The sequence below is a fragment of the Microvirga arabica genome, assembly GCF_016811235.1.
GTDB lineage: Bacteria > Pseudomonadota > Alphaproteobacteria > Rhizobiales > Beijerinckiaceae > Microvirga > Microvirga arabica.
Map to the genome: position 1 here is coordinate 40,353 of NZ_JAFBID010000023.1, position 15,256 is coordinate 55,608.

Sequence of the window (15,256 nt, forward strand, 5' to 3'; positions counted from 1 at the left end):
AACAGGCTTTCGTCACCTCACGCCCCAGAACCGACCGCACGAAAGTCCGCTTTGCTCAGCCGGACGCCTGGATCTACGCCCTCTAACATGCCGACTGAATGGCCAAAATCGAGCTTAGACTTTGCACCGACTGTTCGCATCAGCACGTCGCTGGACAATCGCGCCCTTAGAAGGGAGCGCCAACAAACCGACCTCAGCCTCATACTCACAAGCGTCATGGGCAGGACCTCATCCAATCGGTTGTTACTTGATCTTGGTAATTTACAAGGCCAAGATAGGAAAAACAGCCAGTTAGGCCTAAATTCAGTGATGTGGGGGCATTGGGATGACAGGAGCAGAAGCTCAAAGGCGGAGCTGGGCGGCGCTCGCTTGGGTCCCATCCGCTCAGACCGTGTGGCCAGTCTTTATTACAGTCGGTGTGCTTGCACTATTTCTAGTCGCTAAATTGGCGCTGATACTCCTTGTGGAATCCATAGCGCCTCTCCAAGGCTATTTGATTGTTTTTGGCGTATCTACACTAGCGGCATTTGCTGGCCGGAATGCGCATATCAATCACTCTTCGGAGATTTTCGCACGCCTCTCAGGAGCGACTGCTCTCGGCCTCGCTTTCTACCTCTTGGTAGAGCCGACAGTTTATCTGGCCGCTCAGCCCGATACCAGATTGGTATCTGCGATGCTGCGTGTTGGCGATTTTGCTGCATTTGCGGCTGCTGTTGCGGGAATACGTCGGCCCACTTTCCTAATCATGCCTGCAGTGCATGTAATCACAGCCCGGCTGCTAGTAGATGACGTGTCCGGACTACCCATGGGCAAGCATGATATACTATACTTAGCCGAGGCGGGAATATTCATAGCTCTCGGTAGTGTGGTGTCGAGGAGTCTCGCACGTGCTCGTCTAGAGTTAGAACCGGACGTTCATCGTAATCTCACACATTGCTTTGCATTCGTCGCAATCGGGTTCCATTTGGCTAACTACTTTTGGTCAGGGATAGGCAAGGTAATCCTTGACGGTAGACCATTTGAGTGGCTCCTGGCTAATGATGTTTCAAATTTCCTGGTGGTGGGGATAGAAAAAGGCATCGCGCCCCTCGGTAGTGTTCCGGCTCTTGCTCAAACCGTCCATGATGCACTCTCGTCAGGCTCACTGTTTTTCAATGGGTTCGTGCTCACGATCCAGTTGCTCGCCATTGTATCCATTGCCAGACTGATGTGGCTTCGCGTTGGCGCAATTTGCTACGACCTGTTGCACGTGGGTGTTTATGTCTTCGGGGGCGTTCTGTTCTGGCCTTGGATATGGATGAATGGAGCCGTCCTCTGGGCTATACGCGGCGAGAATGACCGCTCAGTAGGAATCAGTCCTAAGATATGCTGCGCCATCTGCATTCTCGTTTGTGGACTTCCAGTGCTCGGGGCTGCAAGTTGGCTTGCTTGGTACGATGTAGCAGACACGCGAATTTCTAATGTGGAGGCACAGACTGCAACATCTGCCAACTGGACGCCGGTTCCGCTTTCGTTCTTTGGTGCGCACTCATACTCCGTATCACACGGATACCTCGATAGAGGGCACCGCGCGGGACATTTTGACCCATCCGTGCCGGGTCTCGCATACAATTCGGCGCGACGTCGTGCTGATGGGAGCTGTGCTGTGCCTCAAGTGGAAGACCGACCAGAGAGCGAGCAGGCGCAGGTGGAGCGGCTCATGTACTTCGACTCCTTTATGCGGGCACGTCACCAAGCTGCAAAACAGGAAGCAAAGTGGTTTGGCAAGTACGCCTACTACCTCCGGCTACATCATCATCCAAGTAATCCTATGCTCTATAGCAACTTCCATGCACTCGCCTTGGATGACATTGTGCGTTATCGGCTCGTTACGCGCTCGGTTTGCCTCGCGCTGAAGGATGGCCACGTCACGCGCCGCATTCTGAAAGAGGATGCTCATGTCGTCGAGATCTACTGAGCCAATCTATGTTGTCTATGATGGCGCTTGTCCATTCTGCGCGCACTATGTGCGGCTGTTAAGACTTCGAGAGGCGGCAGGAGAACTCTACCTTGTGGACGCGCGAGCGCCTGAGACGTCAGCTGGTGTTGTTAATCAGCTATCTGCTGCCGGTTATGATATAAACCTTGGGATGGCGCTTGTACGAGGCAATCGAATTGCCCATGGCGACGAGTGCATTCATGAACTAGCTCTGATGTCTACAACGTCTAGCGCCTTCAACAGGGTGAATGCTTGGATCTTTCGGTCCCCTGCTCGGGCGAAGGTGCTCTACCCCGTTCTCCGAGTTGGCCGAAATGTAGCCTTACGCGTACTTGGTATCTCAAAGATCCAATCCGGTGAACATAGGTAAGACATTACTCCGTTCTTACGCCTGAATCGTGAGCGGTAAGCTGGCTGCATCTGGCGCGGCATGCCGGGATAGACGATCTTTCCTGACACAGAAGCAAGGAGCTTTCGGTGTCAGTTTCTATGGCTGCGCCTATGTCTGATGATAGAAACTTTTGACCCACCCTGCACCCGCAGCGGACCTCACGAACGGGTACCAAGCGTCAGATCTTGACCACTAGCAACTCTACTGGGCCCCACCGAGCAATCCATCCCAGAGCCACTTTGGTCACAACGAGGACAGGTCCGCATCGGCCTCAGCCTAGCTCTGTGAGGGCATAGCATCGGCACAGCGCAACCTGGCGTTGATCCTCCCAGGTTCTATAGTGCCTCTTGGGAGTCCCGGTCCTCCTGTGAGCCTCAACACTGTTCGGGGCGGACCATCTCAAACGCCGCAGATCACTTGACATCAGCTAATTAACGATATAACGTTAACTAGCTGATGAAAGGAGACCTTATGGCAAAAGCATCACGGGCCCGAAGCCGCAAGGCAACACCCAAGGTCAACCCTGCCGCCCCTAACAGGAACCCGGCCACGGTCGCATCCACTGGGGTGCAGGCGCGGCTGGTACGGGCAGACTTTGAGCGCGAGCAGGCATTCGCTCATCTCCTCGCCCGGTTCCACCGCGTCTGCCGTGAATGGGATGATCTCGTCCAACAGGCCGTCGGCCTCCTCGGCCATGACCTGCGGACAGATCCACCCCGGTCGCCGGCGTCCCCTCCCAAGGGCGCAGAGTAGCCGCCATGCCGTTCATCGACCTCCAGGATGTGGGCACACGACCACGGCGAAACCTGACCCCGCACCGCCGGCTCCAGGTGTGGGAGAGAGCAGCAGGCGTGTGCGTTCTGTGTGATCGCCGGATCGATGGGGTGCGCGAGCGCTGGATTGTGGAGCACATTCGGGCGCTCGAGCTGGGCGGCGAGGACGATCCTGCCAACATGGGGCCGGCGCATGAAGCCTGCGCTTTGACCAAGACCCGGGAGGATCATCGCCGCGCCGCCCGGGCCAAGCGGCAGAAAATCCGCCATCTGGGCGCTGACACCCCCAAGCGGCCGCTGCCCTTCGGCAAGGCCAGCCGGTGGAAGCGAACCCTGTCCGGCAAGATCGTTCGGCGCTGAGTCCGAGACACGTGTGCAGCGTGCTGCCCTCCCGGTTGATCCTTCCGCCCGGATTCGCTGGCGACCCAGCTGACCCGTCTCCCGCTGGGGGTGGTGAGCCGGTGTCACACCCTCAAAGATTTCGCCCGCATGCGCTCCAGGTCCCGGATGGCGCGGTCGCGGCGCGAGCGGGCCCGGCGCTCATACCGGTCCAGCCGCTCCAACTGCTGCAGCAGGTTGGTCCAGGCGGTCTCATTGACGAGGTCTCGGATCTTGTTCTCCTCGGGTGGAGGGGACCGCTTCATGTGCTGTTCCGCAATTTCGGCCAGTCGGACGACCGCTTTGATGTAGTCGTCCTGGCCATGGTGTTTGAGCGCCTCGCGCACAAGGGCACTGCTCGGCGGCAACGCCCACAGATCGGGCCTGGCCCGGCCGGCCGCGATATCAACATGGCGCATGAGCTCTACCCGGGCCCGTCGCGCCCGCTGGACATCGATCGCCGCTTCCGCCACGCGCACCGCGCGCACCAGAACCACGGGATCGTGCTGGGCCTCTCCGGCCAGCACCCCCGCCAGCTGGTTGATCTCGCGCTGGAGTTCAGGATGTGCCGAGGCGGGCTTTGACAGGCCATGCTTGAGGGCATTGAGGCGGGACCGAGCCCGTCCTGCCGCGCTGCGGGGTCCGGTGCTGCGCTGCGCATTGACCCGGCTGGCGGCAATCTGCTTGGGTGAGCGCATTGGTGATTTCCCTGGGCTGTTCCATTGGTATCTTAAGCGATGTCGGTGACATCATGGGCGATCGCGCGAAGCTGGCGGGCCAACGCCTCCTGCCGGCGCTGGATTTCAGCGAAGATCTTGTCGCGACGGACCTCGGCGGCGGTGATCATGCGCTCGATCCGCTCGATGTCGCTGAGCCGCTCGGCCAGGGCCACGGCCATGATGGAATCCAGATCGAGGCCCCGTCCGGCGAGGCCGCGTTTGAGCTTCTCCATGGCCTCGCCGTCGCCCCGCAGCCAGGCATTGACATTCTTAGGGCTCAGGCCCTCGTCCGCGGCCTGGTATGGGTCTCTGGTTTCGGTGATCAGGCGATCGGCGGCCTTTTTGCGGCTGGCCATGAGCAGACTGGCCTTGAGGCGTCGCAGACGCCGGACCTCCCAGATCAGGTCGGTCACGTCCTGGACCCAAATGGCCTGGATCGGATCCGCCGGGGCCACCGCCTGCGTCACCCGCGACAGGATCTCATCATAGTCGGCTTCGCTCTCACCCTGAAGGAGGGGCGGTTTCGCAAACAGAGGTCCCAGATCGCGGGGACGAACCTGCACGTCGGTGATCGCGCCGCGGGTGGCGCCGGGGTGGCGAGCAGCTGGTTGGGGTCTGGGTCGGTCTGCCATCGCGGTTTCTCACAATACGGGTTGCCCCTCGCCACAGGGCGCTCGGCAGCAGCCCTGCTTCAGAGACAGAGGGACGTTCCTCGTTCAAGGTTTACGGTTGGCGGTAATCAGACCCATGCCTGTGAGGCTCCGGCAAGTCTTTGAAGCGTGACAGTTTTATTTTCCGGTGGGTATCTCGGAATTCGGCCTGATCAACCGAAAGAATGTGGCTTCCGCTTGCGCCAAATAACGATGACCAAGAGGTCCCGTCATCTGGAGAATCGCCGATGACTTCTTGGCGATGGCTGGCGGTCGAAGTGGTATAAGCTTAGCAGTATTAGGTGGCGCCCTGTTCTTCCGGGCCGAAGACGTAAGGAGGTTTGCAGCGACTGGGTCGCGTGCTCGACCTGGATTGGCCTTGAGCACGTTGGGGCTGCCCGCACGAGGCATGCTGAAGCCTGTAGGTTCGGGACGGCAACCCGGTCTTGCCGCCGGGACCTGCGCCCGGATAGGTGCGGATGGCCATGCTCAGGCAAGGCTCTTCAGCCATAAGTGGGGACAATGATCGTCACCGCTCTCGGGACAGGAGCGGCCGTTCTCGCACTTGCAACCCCCTTATCCGTGTGGCAGTGCGATGATGGGTCGGGGGAGCTGGACATCCATTGCAGGGTCTCGCCGAGACGTCTGCTCCGCGCGGCGGTGGTCCTTGGCAGGATATCTGGCAAGCCACAGCGAGGGCGACTGCGGGAGAGGAGTTCGCTGCTCTCCATAAACGGAGTTCAGCGCATGAAGCCGCCGTTCACATGAGGGGCAGGGGGCAAATGATACGTGGCATCCTCATACTGCTTGGTCTGCTGCTGGCGCATCCTGCGACGGCTCAAGACTTTATCATCGGGGAGGGCGGATGGCATCTCGAGCGCCTGGCGGATGACTTCGTTGTGCTGCGCACCGATATGCAGCAGGTGAAATCGGGAGCCTTGGGGTCGCAAAGAGGAATCTTGATGTTGACCTGCGAGCGTCAGGCCCGCCGCATCCGGTTCCAGGTCGGCAGTGCGGCGCAACTGCCCACCACCCGGCAGTCTGAGCTCGGGCGCGCCCGCGTCCGAGGCGAGCGTGAGGGCGCCTCCCTCGTGCTGAAGTCCGTGAGCCCGGCAGTGCGCATTTTTGAAGACGGTAGCTTCGAGTTTGTTGAGGCGATCGGCTTCAGCGATCCGGTGATGCGGGAGTTCCTCGAGTTGTTGCAGCGGGTGCCCAAGAAACTCGAGATCCTGCTGTTCAAGGGCGCTGAAACGAGGGCGTTCCTGCGCGGGACGGCATCCCGCTTCCATGTGGTGCGGCTCGAAGAGAGCCTTGGCGCCGTCTATGGCTTCGAGGGTCTGTGCTTTCGCGCGCCGAAGTTCAGCCCTCAAAATCGCACGCTGCGGCCATGAAGCGATCGTCAATCGACGGGCTTGGCGCAGCATGCAGAGATTTGCGAACCATCCCGTCTGACCGTGATCTCCCAGCGCAGGGTTTTGTCTGACCAACCGGTTTCAGGATGAGCAGGGATTGGTTGTGCCGGCCTGCTGTCGTCCATCAGTGTGATGGGTCGCTTTCCCCTGCTCAACCCCGAGCCGGTGCGCTCGATCATCTGGTGTTTGCTGCCATCGGCGCGCCAGAGCGGACGTCCGATGACAAACGCCTCGATGCGCCCGCACCATGCTTGCCTCCCGATCCAGGCCAGCCATTCGGGGGCTTACCTGCGATGCCGCATAAAGATGTCGACCAGAACGTACATCGGCCAGGAGAGAAGGAATGCGACCTCATGAACGATGCTCTTGCGTTCTGCCAGCTCCTTGGGCGGAGCCATGGTCAGAAGCACCCCTCCAATCGCAATCAGGCAGTAGATGTTCCACACGAGATTCAGAATCCAAAAGAAGTTCCACCAAGATCGTTCTTGGAAACACCTTAAGCTAAAGCATTGTTCCAAAAGCTGCTAGATGTTCTGTCGATGCAATGCGTGGCGACACCGATGCATCCGACGGATTAGCTCGCCAGGATTTTAGAGTTCTATTCCTCACCATCGGTGCCATGCGCCAATAGGTCGCTCAGCTGCAGCTGGTCTACACAACTTAAATTTCTGAGAGCGGGCGATGAGGCGTACGCCCGTCTAGGCGCGCAGGCATTGCGAGTGGCCGCTGATCGCTCAGCATGGAATGATCCTGCCTGACCATGTCTGGCTCCAAGGACGATCCGTTCAAAGGGCAGGGGCCTCTTGGGGGCGCTCCGACGGGTTGGAACTTCTGCGGCTTGGCTCGGGCGACCTGCCGGTGATCTCCCGCGTTTTCGCGAGAGCGCAGGCCTCATGCTTCGGTCCCATGATCTCCGCAACATCCGCCCCGCCGAATTCCGAGGCCTAAGCAGGCTCCGCAATGCGCCGCTCGCGCACGCCATTGATCTTCACTCCGCATCGTACGCACCGGCCTGCCGTTCTCACACACTGTTAATCGGCGGTGAGCCTGCAGCGAAGTGTTGTGCCGTCGTCCTCACTCTCGACGAATACCATCACGGCCTCCGTTGGGTTCGGCTGAAAGCGATGTCAGATGTTGCTTGTGGGTCCTTGGTCGGCATCGGCAAGAAGAGTAATTATCCGCTCGAACAGCAGATTGAAGTCAGACAGGGAGGCTGAGGTTCGGGGTACGCAGCGGGGGGATGACCAACTGTCTTGCGCCAGTGTATTCCCTTGATACCCTGGGCCTAGAAAAGGCAGGTCCTCGCGTATTTCGCGAGGGTAAAGCTGGCCCTGGCGTGCTGCTTGGTTCTAAACTGCTTTCGCAAATCAGCCAAACGCTGCTCAGCGAGGGAGTAGTCGTCCTGCGGTGGCGAAATTGGCGTTGAAAGAGCTGGGACCTGAACCTCCGCTTTCTGCTCTGCCTCCTCGCCCCCGAGCTCCTCGTCAGCAAGATCTTTGACCTGCGAACCAGCCGCGTCATGGAATGACAGCATGCTCGAATGCTCACCCACACAGGCCGCATCTGCCGCATCAGATATCAGAGACAACAGAGCCGGAGGTTGCTCCACCACAGCAGAAGGCTTAGTGTCCGCTTGACGGAGCGCATCCTCAGGCTGAGACATCTCCAGCCCCTGTGTTACAGACAACGGGGCCAATGCCCCATCGCCAGAGATTCCGCCCTCGTGAAGAATGCATTCGCTTGTGGGGTTCTCAGCCCATTCCCTGTTTTCTGACCCAGAAACAGAGCTGGCTGTCAGAACGTCTGATGCCTCTAAGTGCGCCGCTTCAGGAACAGGGACTAGCGCCGGCGTGTCATAGGTCACGAGCACTTGGAAGGGGTCCGCAGGAGCGTCGGATTGAGCCTTCGCTCGTGCCACAATCATCACAGCGGTATGGGCCGCCTCCAGGCCAAAGCGCGCGTGAGTATCGGCAGCATCAAGCAAAGCGGCTGACCGGGCGTGCTTCTGCTTCAGAGGAAGCGAGCTTGCCTGAGCCTGCTCCACCTCCTCCAGTTGTGCCAGCGCCGCTGCAAGGCTGCGCCTGGCCTCGGCTGCCTTTTCCGTTGCTTTGGCGTGAACGTCCCGTGGAACCTCGCGGGGCAACTCGGCGAAGGCCTCATCGAAGGGTTCGATCGCCGCGCGGGCCTCGGCGAGCCCGCTGATTTGATCGATGATGGTGACAAGAGCGGTCACTGTTTCCTGCAGCTGCTCAATCAGCCCCGCCAACACATGGGCCGACACATAGCCGTGCAGACGCTCAACGAGAGCCGACAGGGATGCCGCCACCGCAGGGTCCGGTGGGGCAAGGCGCGCCGCATCGGCAAGAGCAATGATCTGGTCCAGATCGCTGGACCAATCACTCCCAGCCACTTGTTCATCCGGCCGAGAGCTGGAATCCATCACGGGCTGAGCAGGTGCTCCCGTCGGCGCAGCATGCCCTGTCTCGAGGGTCTCATCCGATTGCCAATACAGCGATGCTGACATGCGGGGCACTCATGAAGGGGAGATCTTCACATCTCCAGTGTTCAGAAAAGGCATTTCAAGCCTCCACAAGCGCGAACCATCGCGCCTCAGTCCTGAGCGGGTAAGCGGTCAACCGTTTTCTGCAGTGCCTCATCTCAGTTACATAGATCCCACCAGCCGACCGTAACGCGCTTGATGCGGCAGTCATAGTCAGCCAGAGGCTCTATGTCCTTCGGTCTATCTGCCTTGCTCCATCCTCTGAATCCTTAACGCCGTGGCGCACGTGCTCCCAAGTGCGACCCAGTTCAAGTCGGGGCAGGGCCGGTCCCCGTCAGGAGTGGGCGCTCGCCGTTGCTTGGACAACAAACGCGCGATCTGGAGCGGGCGCGGACGGAGCAAGGCCCCGGGGTTACCCCACCTGCCATGGGGAGCCATCCCACTCTGCGGGAACGCTTTCAGACCCGGCGCATTGAGCCAAGGGGCGTCATCGACGGTAAGGACGGGGCTTCCCATGCGCTCCGAGATCAGAACCACACTTCGCTTAGCCCTTCTGGCCTTCATGGCATCATACGTGTTCAACCTCGTGCTGATCATCGATCTGTAGGGACGATGGAAATCAAGCGGCATCACATCATTGCTCTCGTCGTGCTCCAGGTTTTGATGAGCATCGTTTGGGTGCTCGAGACCTGGCCCAGGAAGCCCACCGGCTACATCACGGCCCAGCAGACACTGCTGTGCCCATCCCCTGATGTGTGGGCACTGCTGGCCGCCCATCCGACCCTGGTGGAGGCCCTCCGCTGCCGCAGGCTTCCCCCAGGCGTGCGGGTGGTGCGCGCGGCTGACACAACCCTGGAGCCGCCGGGGGTGTGGCGACTTTACCTGTACGACGCGCTTGATGCCGGAGTGCTGGATGGCGGATGGGGCCGGAGCATGGATTTTCGTATGCCGGATGGTTCTGCGATCATCAATGCGACCATGGCTTAAGCGAACCTGTGTCGTGTCTGCGTCTACAAACAGGCATGCCTATCCAAGATCGGTAACAAAGGCTTTGCGTGCTGTTGGTTGGCCGAGCGCCTCGCGCTTGGCGCGTCAACGCCTGCAAGGTCCGGCGCTCCTGCCGCGCCTCCCGAGCATAAAGCCCCGTTTTCAATGCATTGCGGTGCCGCATGCTGCTCACCGCCGGAGGCTACAGTTCCCGTCTATGTCGCGCCTGCGACAAAGATCGTTTGGAAGGCTCTTATACCCAAGTGAAGAAGTTCTGACCCGCAGGATTAATTGGGGGAGTTGCCCGCGAGCGTGTCTCTGAAGTCAGAACTTTGATGGATGGGTATTATGCCTCACCCAGCCAAAACAAAGCGGCAGCCCCCTCGCACATCCGCATCATGACCGCCGTAAACACAAGACCAAGCTCAATCTGTCTAGCGCAACGCTCAAGGAAATTCTCAGCCGAGACTACGGTTCAGCAGTTGTTGATAGGGTAGCCATTAGCGTCAGGCCCCCTGTGCTCTTCCCAATCACGTCTTACGATGCGCCACACAAGTCCAAGCAGTGCAATGAGTGTCAGCCCCGCCAGAGACAAAGGTATGCCTCTGTCTGCACCAGTGAAATCAAGCGATATCTTTAAGTGGCTTTGGGCAAAGCCGAACGCACTGGTAACGAAGCTCAGACCATATAAGGAGAGCCGCTCCAGCCTACCCCCTAACCGGATAATGTCAGGTAGCAACAGTGCAATGCCAATTCCATAAATTGCCAGATCATAATCGTAGGCATAGGGGCTGATTAGGAGAGATGCGATTGCTGCTAGGCCGAGTGATTGCCGGAGCGGGACACCGCGACGGCATGCGAGACTCACCAAGAGAAGAGAAAGGACAGCGACGACAATTTGCACCGCCATAGCAACCGTTGCTGGAACACCGAGCGTGCGAGAGGCGGCGTAGGCTGAGACCATCCGGTGAAGGGGATATTCTCCCTTTCCGAGATAGGCCCGTGTCTCCTTAAGACCGTCGACGAATGCGGTCCAGATCTCAAACCCGAGTAGAGCTGTTGCGAGCGCTGAGGTGGCTATGACTACTGCCGCGGCGACCGCCGCGGAACGCCAGTGGCGGGAGATCAGGGTGTACACAGCAAAGGCAACCGCGAGATGTGGTTTGATGATCATCAAACCGAGCGGTAATCCAGCTATGGCTCGGCCATTTTGGAACCCTAGGCAAGTGAGGCCGATAAGAGTTCCGGTAAGAAACCCGTTCTGGCCACCTAAGAGTGTGATGGCGATAACCGGAAAGAGAAGTATTATAGCTAGGCCAAAGTACTCTTTCGCAAACACTTTCAGAGTAAGAAGATAAACGATAAATGTACCAATGACGAAAATACTATACGCAACTCCGGGTGGCACAAGAGAAAGTGGAGCTATCAATAGATTGAATTGCGGTGGGTAGGTCCAGGGCATAAAGCTGTCATCACCACTGAGGGTCTCTTGCGCTGCTCTCATTGTATGGGAATAGTACGCCTGATGGATCTCTCCTTTCCAAACCATCTCTGAAACTAGATAGAAGACGTCAAAATCAAGAAAACTTTCAGGGATCGTTCCCTTGCTAAATTCAGACGCTCTTTGGATTCCAATAAAGGCTAGGGCCGCCAGTATTCCAATGAGAACTGTAGCAATAAAATTAGTGGCACTGGATCTGGAAAGATCTTTACTATGTAACCAGTTCTTTATCATCCGGCGCAACTTTCCAGGTCTCAAGTTCGCTCAATCTAAGGAGCAATCCTGTGGCTCATAATACCGCCAAGCTAAAATCCCATGGACTTGCTGGCTTAGCAATGCACCAGAATTGGGCAGAGATGTAGGCCGCTAGGATGGGGCACGATTTCGTAGAGATGAAACCCCTGCTCGATGATAATCCTGACCCGTAGACTGGTTCATTTAGAAGACAATCTTTTCGGGCATTTTGCTCTTTGGAGAGCGTCAGCACTGAGCCAATCTTAGCTCAAGTGCCGAAGTCACAGTCAAAGCGAACCTTCCACTAAACCATAAAGATTGTAATTTGTCTTAACGCACTCTCTCTTGCGAGTTTTCGTCCTACGCTGGTAGCGACGAAGGAGAAAGGTTTCTGCGATCAACCAGCTTTCACATGAGAAAAGGTTACATAGCAGCAAATACTATGACGCAGGCGGCGGCCACCGTAAGAAGGCTGCCACGGTCCTTGAGGGCGAACACTACAGGATCGTCATCCATGATCCGCCGCCCGGCAAGCATCAGCGCCCGTGCTATCCAGAACATGAGCAGCGGGCCCACGAGCCAAAGGAGCTGAGGGCGCGAATAGAGTTCGTTGACGCTGTCGCTCGAGATGTAGAGGGCCAGGATCGTGACAGCGTTGAAGCCTGCAGCTGCAGCCAGGGCCGCTACAATGTCCAAGTCGCTGTTCTTGTAGTCGCGGCTGGTGGGGTCGGGCAAGTTGGCGTCGCGCCGAGCGGCCAGTTCCACGTAGCGCTTGATCAGGGCAAGCGACATGAAGATCATCATGCTGAAGGCGATCAGCCATTCCGATACAACCACCGATGCCGCGACGGCGCCTCCGATGACTCGAACCGAGTAGAGGCCGGCCAAGGTGATCACGTCCACTACCATCATGCGCTTGAGCACAAAGGAATAGGCGGTGGTCAGGGCGAAATAGCCAAGCAGCACGCCTAGGAACGACAGCGACACGGCGGACCCGACAGCCAAGGCCCCGAGAAAGAGAACGGGTATGGCCATCACGCCGTGCATCAGAGGAATGGCGCCGCTCGGCAGGGGGCGCTTGCACTTGCTGCGATGCCCCCGGTCGTCCTGCAGATCTACCAGGTCGTTGAGAATGTAGATGCTTGAGGCGCAGAGCGAGAAGGCAACGAAGGCCAGAACAGCCTGGGTTATGGCCTCCAGCGTGAACAGATGTGCCGCTAGAAGCGGGAGGAAGATGAGCGCGTTCTTGGCGTATTGATGCACACGCAACATCTTGGCCCAGGTCCGCCACGTCGGGCGCGCATGGTTCAGGTGCTCGGCATCAGGGCACTGGCGCGCAAGCCTTCTCCGCACGCCGGCAGGAGTGCGGATGGCGATGGACTTGGCAGCCTTTTCCCAGACGGGAAGATCTGCGGCGTCATTGCCGACATAATCGAAGCCGCGCTCGCCAAAGGCTTCGACGAGCTGCTGGGCCTTCCTGTGCCCGGCTAAGTTCGTGGTCTCGTTGGAGGCAAACCATCCCGTAAAGAGGCCAAGGTGGTCGGCGATGCTCTCCACCAGACGTTCATGGCTGGCGGAAGCGAGGTAAACGGGATGTCCTGCAGCTCTGGCCTGACGGATCAAGGCTAAGACCTCGGGATCATAAGGCAACGTTCCCGGATCGAAATCGACGGGTTCGGACAGGCGGTGCTTCAGGGCGGCCTTGCCACGGGAGAGTGCCGTCAGCATGTCGAGGATGGATTGCGGCCGGCGGCCCAATTCGGAGAAGGCGGTCTCGATCAGCAGATCGGAGGCAATCAGGGTGCCGTCCAGATCCACAACGAGAGGAAGATGCACGTTCTGGGTGCTGCGACGATCCCAAGGCCGCTCGCACGACTGATCGAGGCGGGGGCTGTAAGCGTTGGAGAAGAGAGGAGGTGTATCAGGTTCGTTTTTCAAATTTAAACTCTCTTTCGCTCAACAGCAGTGCCAACGGATCAGCCCAAGCACTCGCAGATCTAAGCTCATCGTAAACCCACAATTGCACTATGGCGACGAGAGAAGGCCACGCGCCAACGTTCTGACCAAGAGGTGGGCCATGTCGCGAACAGAATCCGGCCCGATTGGTCCCAGTCCCCCGGTCCGCCCCAGATAGACAATCCCATGAACCCCGGACCAGAAGGCCCTGGCTATGAGCGGGGCCGCGTCGGCGGGGACCCCGGCGTCCGCCAACACCCGCTCGAGCAGCGCAAACAGCGCGGTCATCTCCTGGGCCACCCCCTCGGGTGCGGCCTCCACCTGATGCTCAAACAGCGCGCACCAGAGCTGGCCCTCCCGTTCCGCAAAGGCGATGTAGGCATCGGTGAGCGCCAAGAGCCGCTCCGCCACGCTGGCCTGCGGCCGGTCGGCCCGCGCCAGATCCTCCTTGAGCGCCGCGAGGGTGGGCAGATTGGCCGCGACGATGAGGCCATCCAGGCTGCCAAACAGCCGGTTAGTGAACCCCGGCGAGAACCCGGCCCGCTGGGTGATCTCGCGCCCGCTCACGTGCCGCAACCCCTTTTCCTGAATCAGGCTGCGGGCGGTCCCGATCAGCAGGTCTCGATCATGCTCCCGCCGCTCGCGGTCCTTGGGGCCACGACCCGGCCCCTGAGAAATTTCATAAACACTGTTCATGATGCTCTTGATGTCCGCAAAAAATCTGCTACGTTGGTTTTGTAAACAGCGTTTACAGTATGCCTTATCGGCCTCCAATGCCAGAGAAAAGGTTGCAGCGATGTTACAAACAGTACTCACATTGATCCGAGGGGCCTGTGCCGACCAGGAGGAGGTCCTGCAGGCCACCGCGGCGCTCCCCTTGCTGCGGCAGCAGATCCGCGAGGCGGCCTCGGCGCTCGACACGGCCCGCCAGGACCTGGCCGCCGCGATGGCAGGGCTCAAGGAGGAGCAGCGCGTCCTGGACGGGATCAACGCCCAGATCGAGCGCCTCTCCACCGCGGCGCAAAAAGCGCTCCGGGATGACCGCGAGGATCTGGCCCGCCCGGCCGCCGTGCAGATTGCGGCCCTGGAGGATGAGCGCGCTGAGCGGGCGGCCAGCCTCCAGCAGCGGGAGGCCTGGGTTCAGGAGCAGCGCGCGATCGTCACGCAGGGCCGGACACGCCTGCGGCGTCTCGGCGAAGGCTACCGGTTCGCCCGGGTCGATGCCTCCTTGCGCCAGGCTGGCCTGTCAGGGCGCACAGGGGTGACCTCCTCGACCGGAAAGCTCGCCACCGCCGAAGCGACCCTGGCGCGGCTCAAGGAGCGCACCCGCCGGGATGCTGATTTCGATGAGGCCCTGCAATCGCTCCATGACGCCGATGATGCGGCCACCGCCCTGGCGGACGCCGGCTACGGCCCCGCACTGAAGACCGACCCCAACGCTGTTCTGGCCCGTCTCAAGGCCCAGGCCGGATCCCCCGCAACCCCGAAGACTCCAGGAGACCATCAATGACCCCGCAGACCCCCCACACCGCATCCTGGAAAGCGTTCACGCTGGTGAGCTTCGGGCTGGCGCTCGGCATGCTTGCCCTGGGGATCTACGCCTTGCCGGCCGACCTCTGGGCCAAGGGCTATCTGGCCATGGCGGCCGTGTTCTCGGTCGGCTCGACCTTCACGCTGGCCAAGACCCAGCGGGACGAATACGAGGCGCGCCGCCTGATCAACCGCATCGACGAGGTCAAAACCGAGCGGTTGCTGCGCGAAGACGCCGTCTAATCCC

14 protein-coding genes are annotated in these 15,256 nt (G+C 59.5%); 8 read left to right on the forward strand and 6 right to left on the reverse strand.

What is annotated here, in order from left to right:
• Positions 1–325: 325 nt before the first annotated feature.
• The 4 genes from JQC81_RS13805 to JQC81_RS13820 all read left to right on the forward strand — a co-directional run bounded on the left by JQC81_RS13805 (position 326) and on the right by JQC81_RS13820 (position 3,502).
• Positions 326–1,957, forward strand: coding sequence for a hypothetical protein (locus JQC81_RS13805; protein ID WP_203272387.1), 1,632 nt, complete (start codon positions 326–328; stop codon positions 1,955–1,957).
• Positions 1,938–2,348 (forward strand): DCC1-like thiol-disulfide oxidoreductase family protein, encoded by a 411-nt coding sequence (locus tag JQC81_RS13810; protein ID WP_246520413.1) that lies wholly within the window; start codon positions 1,938–1,940, stop codon positions 2,346–2,348. The genes JQC81_RS13805 and JQC81_RS13810 overlap by 20 nt, the downstream gene beginning before the upstream one ends.
• A 492-nt stretch (positions 2,349–2,840) precedes the next feature.
• On the forward strand, positions 2,841–3,122 hold the full coding sequence (locus JQC81_RS13815) for a hypothetical protein (RefSeq protein ID WP_203272389.1): 282 nt from the start codon (positions 2,841–2,843) through the stop codon (positions 3,120–3,122).
• Positions 3,123–3,127: 5 nt separating this feature from the next.
• Positions 3,128–3,502 (forward strand): HNH endonuclease, encoded by a 375-nt coding sequence (locus tag JQC81_RS13820; protein WP_203272390.1) that lies wholly within the window; start codon positions 3,128–3,130, stop codon positions 3,500–3,502.
• Positions 3,503–3,606: 104 nt separating this feature from the next.
• On the opposite strand, the gene JQC81_RS13825 is transcribed toward JQC81_RS13820, so the two are convergent.
• Both JQC81_RS13825 and JQC81_RS13830 read right to left on the reverse strand, forming a co-directional pair.
• Entirely contained in the window at positions 3,607–4,218 is a 612-nt protein-coding gene (locus JQC81_RS13825; protein WP_203272391.1) for a hypothetical protein, read from the reverse strand.
• A gap of 32 nt (positions 4,219–4,250) precedes the next feature.
• Complete coding sequence (locus JQC81_RS13830) at positions 4,251–4,871, reverse strand: hypothetical protein (RefSeq protein WP_203272392.1); 621 nt, start codon at positions 4,869–4,871, stop codon at positions 4,251–4,253.
• Between the two features lie 917 nt (positions 4,872–5,788).
• Here JQC81_RS13830 and JQC81_RS13835 point away from each other — a divergent pair.
• Positions 5,789–6,280 (forward strand): hypothetical protein, encoded by a 492-nt coding sequence (locus JQC81_RS13835; RefSeq protein ID WP_203272393.1) that lies wholly within the window; start codon positions 5,789–5,791, stop codon positions 6,278–6,280.
• 1,306 nt (positions 6,281–7,586) lie between these two features.
• Here the strand turns inward: JQC81_RS13835 and JQC81_RS13840 are convergent.
• On the reverse strand, positions 7,587–8,570 hold the full coding sequence (locus tag JQC81_RS13840; RefSeq protein WP_210347165.1) for a hypothetical protein: 984 nt from the start codon (positions 8,568–8,570) through the stop codon (positions 7,587–7,589).
• 843 nt (positions 8,571–9,413) lie between these two features.
• Between JQC81_RS13840 and JQC81_RS13845 the strand changes: the two genes are divergently transcribed.
• Entirely contained in the window at positions 9,414–9,788 is a 375-nt protein-coding gene (locus tag JQC81_RS13845) for a hypothetical protein (protein WP_203272395.1), read from the forward strand.
• Positions 9,789–10,263: 475 nt separating this feature from the next.
• Here the strand turns inward: JQC81_RS13845 and JQC81_RS13850 are convergent, their stop codons facing one another.
• The 3 genes from JQC81_RS13850 to JQC81_RS13860 form a co-directional block, all read right to left on the reverse strand.
• Entirely contained in the window at positions 10,264–11,523 is a 1,260-nt protein-coding gene (locus JQC81_RS13850; RefSeq protein ID WP_203272396.1) for a glycosyltransferase family 87 protein, read from the reverse strand.
• 423 nt (positions 11,524–11,946) lie between these two features.
• Positions 11,947–13,461 (reverse strand): UbiA family prenyltransferase, encoded by a 1,515-nt coding sequence (locus tag JQC81_RS13855; RefSeq protein ID WP_203272397.1) that lies wholly within the window; start codon positions 13,459–13,461, stop codon positions 11,947–11,949.
• A gap of 87 nt (positions 13,462–13,548) precedes the next feature.
• Positions 13,549–14,175 (reverse strand): TetR/AcrR family transcriptional regulator, encoded by a 627-nt coding sequence (locus tag JQC81_RS13860; RefSeq protein WP_203272398.1) that lies wholly within the window; start codon positions 14,173–14,175, stop codon positions 13,549–13,551.
• Positions 14,176–14,275: 100 nt separating this feature from the next.
• Here JQC81_RS13860 and JQC81_RS13865 point away from each other — a divergent pair, with 100 nt between their 5' ends.
• Positions 14,276–14,989, forward strand: coding sequence for a PspA/IM30 family protein (locus JQC81_RS13865; RefSeq protein ID WP_203272399.1), 714 nt, complete (start codon positions 14,276–14,278; stop codon positions 14,987–14,989).
• A complete protein-coding gene (locus tag JQC81_RS13870) occupies positions 14,986–15,252 on the forward strand; it encodes a YiaA/YiaB family inner membrane protein (RefSeq protein ID WP_203272400.1) in 267 nt (88 codons plus the stop codon). Before JQC81_RS13865 ends, JQC81_RS13870 begins: the two co-directional genes overlap by 4 nt.
• Positions 15,253–15,256 lie beyond the last annotated feature (4 nt).

What these genes read in the sequence shown, in the direction of transcription:
- JQC81_RS13805 (WP_203272387.1), top strand. Translation starts at nt 326, where the DNA reads ATGACAGGAGCAGAAGCTCAAAGGCGGAGCTGGGCGGCGCTCGCTTGG.
- JQC81_RS13810 (WP_246520413.1), top strand. Translation starts at nt 1,938, where the DNA reads ATGTCGTCGAGATCTACTGAGCCAATCTATGTTGTCTATGATGGCGCT.
- JQC81_RS13815 (WP_203272389.1), top strand. Translation starts at nt 2,841, where the DNA reads ATGGCAAAAGCATCACGGGCCCGAAGCCGCAAGGCAACACCCAAGGTC.
- JQC81_RS13820 (WP_203272390.1), top strand. Translation starts at nt 3,128, where the DNA reads ATGCCGTTCATCGACCTCCAGGATGTGGGCACACGACCACGGCGAAAC.
- JQC81_RS13825 (WP_203272391.1), bottom strand. Translation starts at nt 4,218, where the DNA reads ATGCGCTCACCCAAGCAGATTGCCGCCAGCCGGGTCAATGCGCAGCGC.
- JQC81_RS13830 (WP_203272392.1), bottom strand. Translation starts at nt 4,871, where the DNA reads ATGGCAGACCGACCCAGACCCCAACCAGCTGCTCGCCACCCCGGCGCC.
- JQC81_RS13845 (WP_203272395.1), top strand. Translation starts at nt 9,414, where the DNA reads ATGGAAATCAAGCGGCATCACATCATTGCTCTCGTCGTGCTCCAGGTT.
- JQC81_RS13850 (WP_203272396.1), bottom strand. Translation starts at nt 11,523, where the DNA reads ATGATAAAGAACTGGTTACATAGTAAAGATCTTTCCAGATCCAGTGCC.
- JQC81_RS13860 (WP_203272398.1), bottom strand. Translation starts at nt 14,175, where the DNA reads ATGAACAGTGTTTATGAAATTTCTCAGGGGCCGGGTCGTGGCCCCAAG.
- JQC81_RS13865 (WP_203272399.1), top strand. Translation starts at nt 14,276, where the DNA reads ATGTTACAAACAGTACTCACATTGATCCGAGGGGCCTGTGCCGACCAG.
- JQC81_RS13870 (WP_203272400.1), top strand. Translation starts at nt 14,986, where the DNA reads ATGACCCCGCAGACCCCCCACACCGCATCCTGGAAAGCGTTCACGCTG.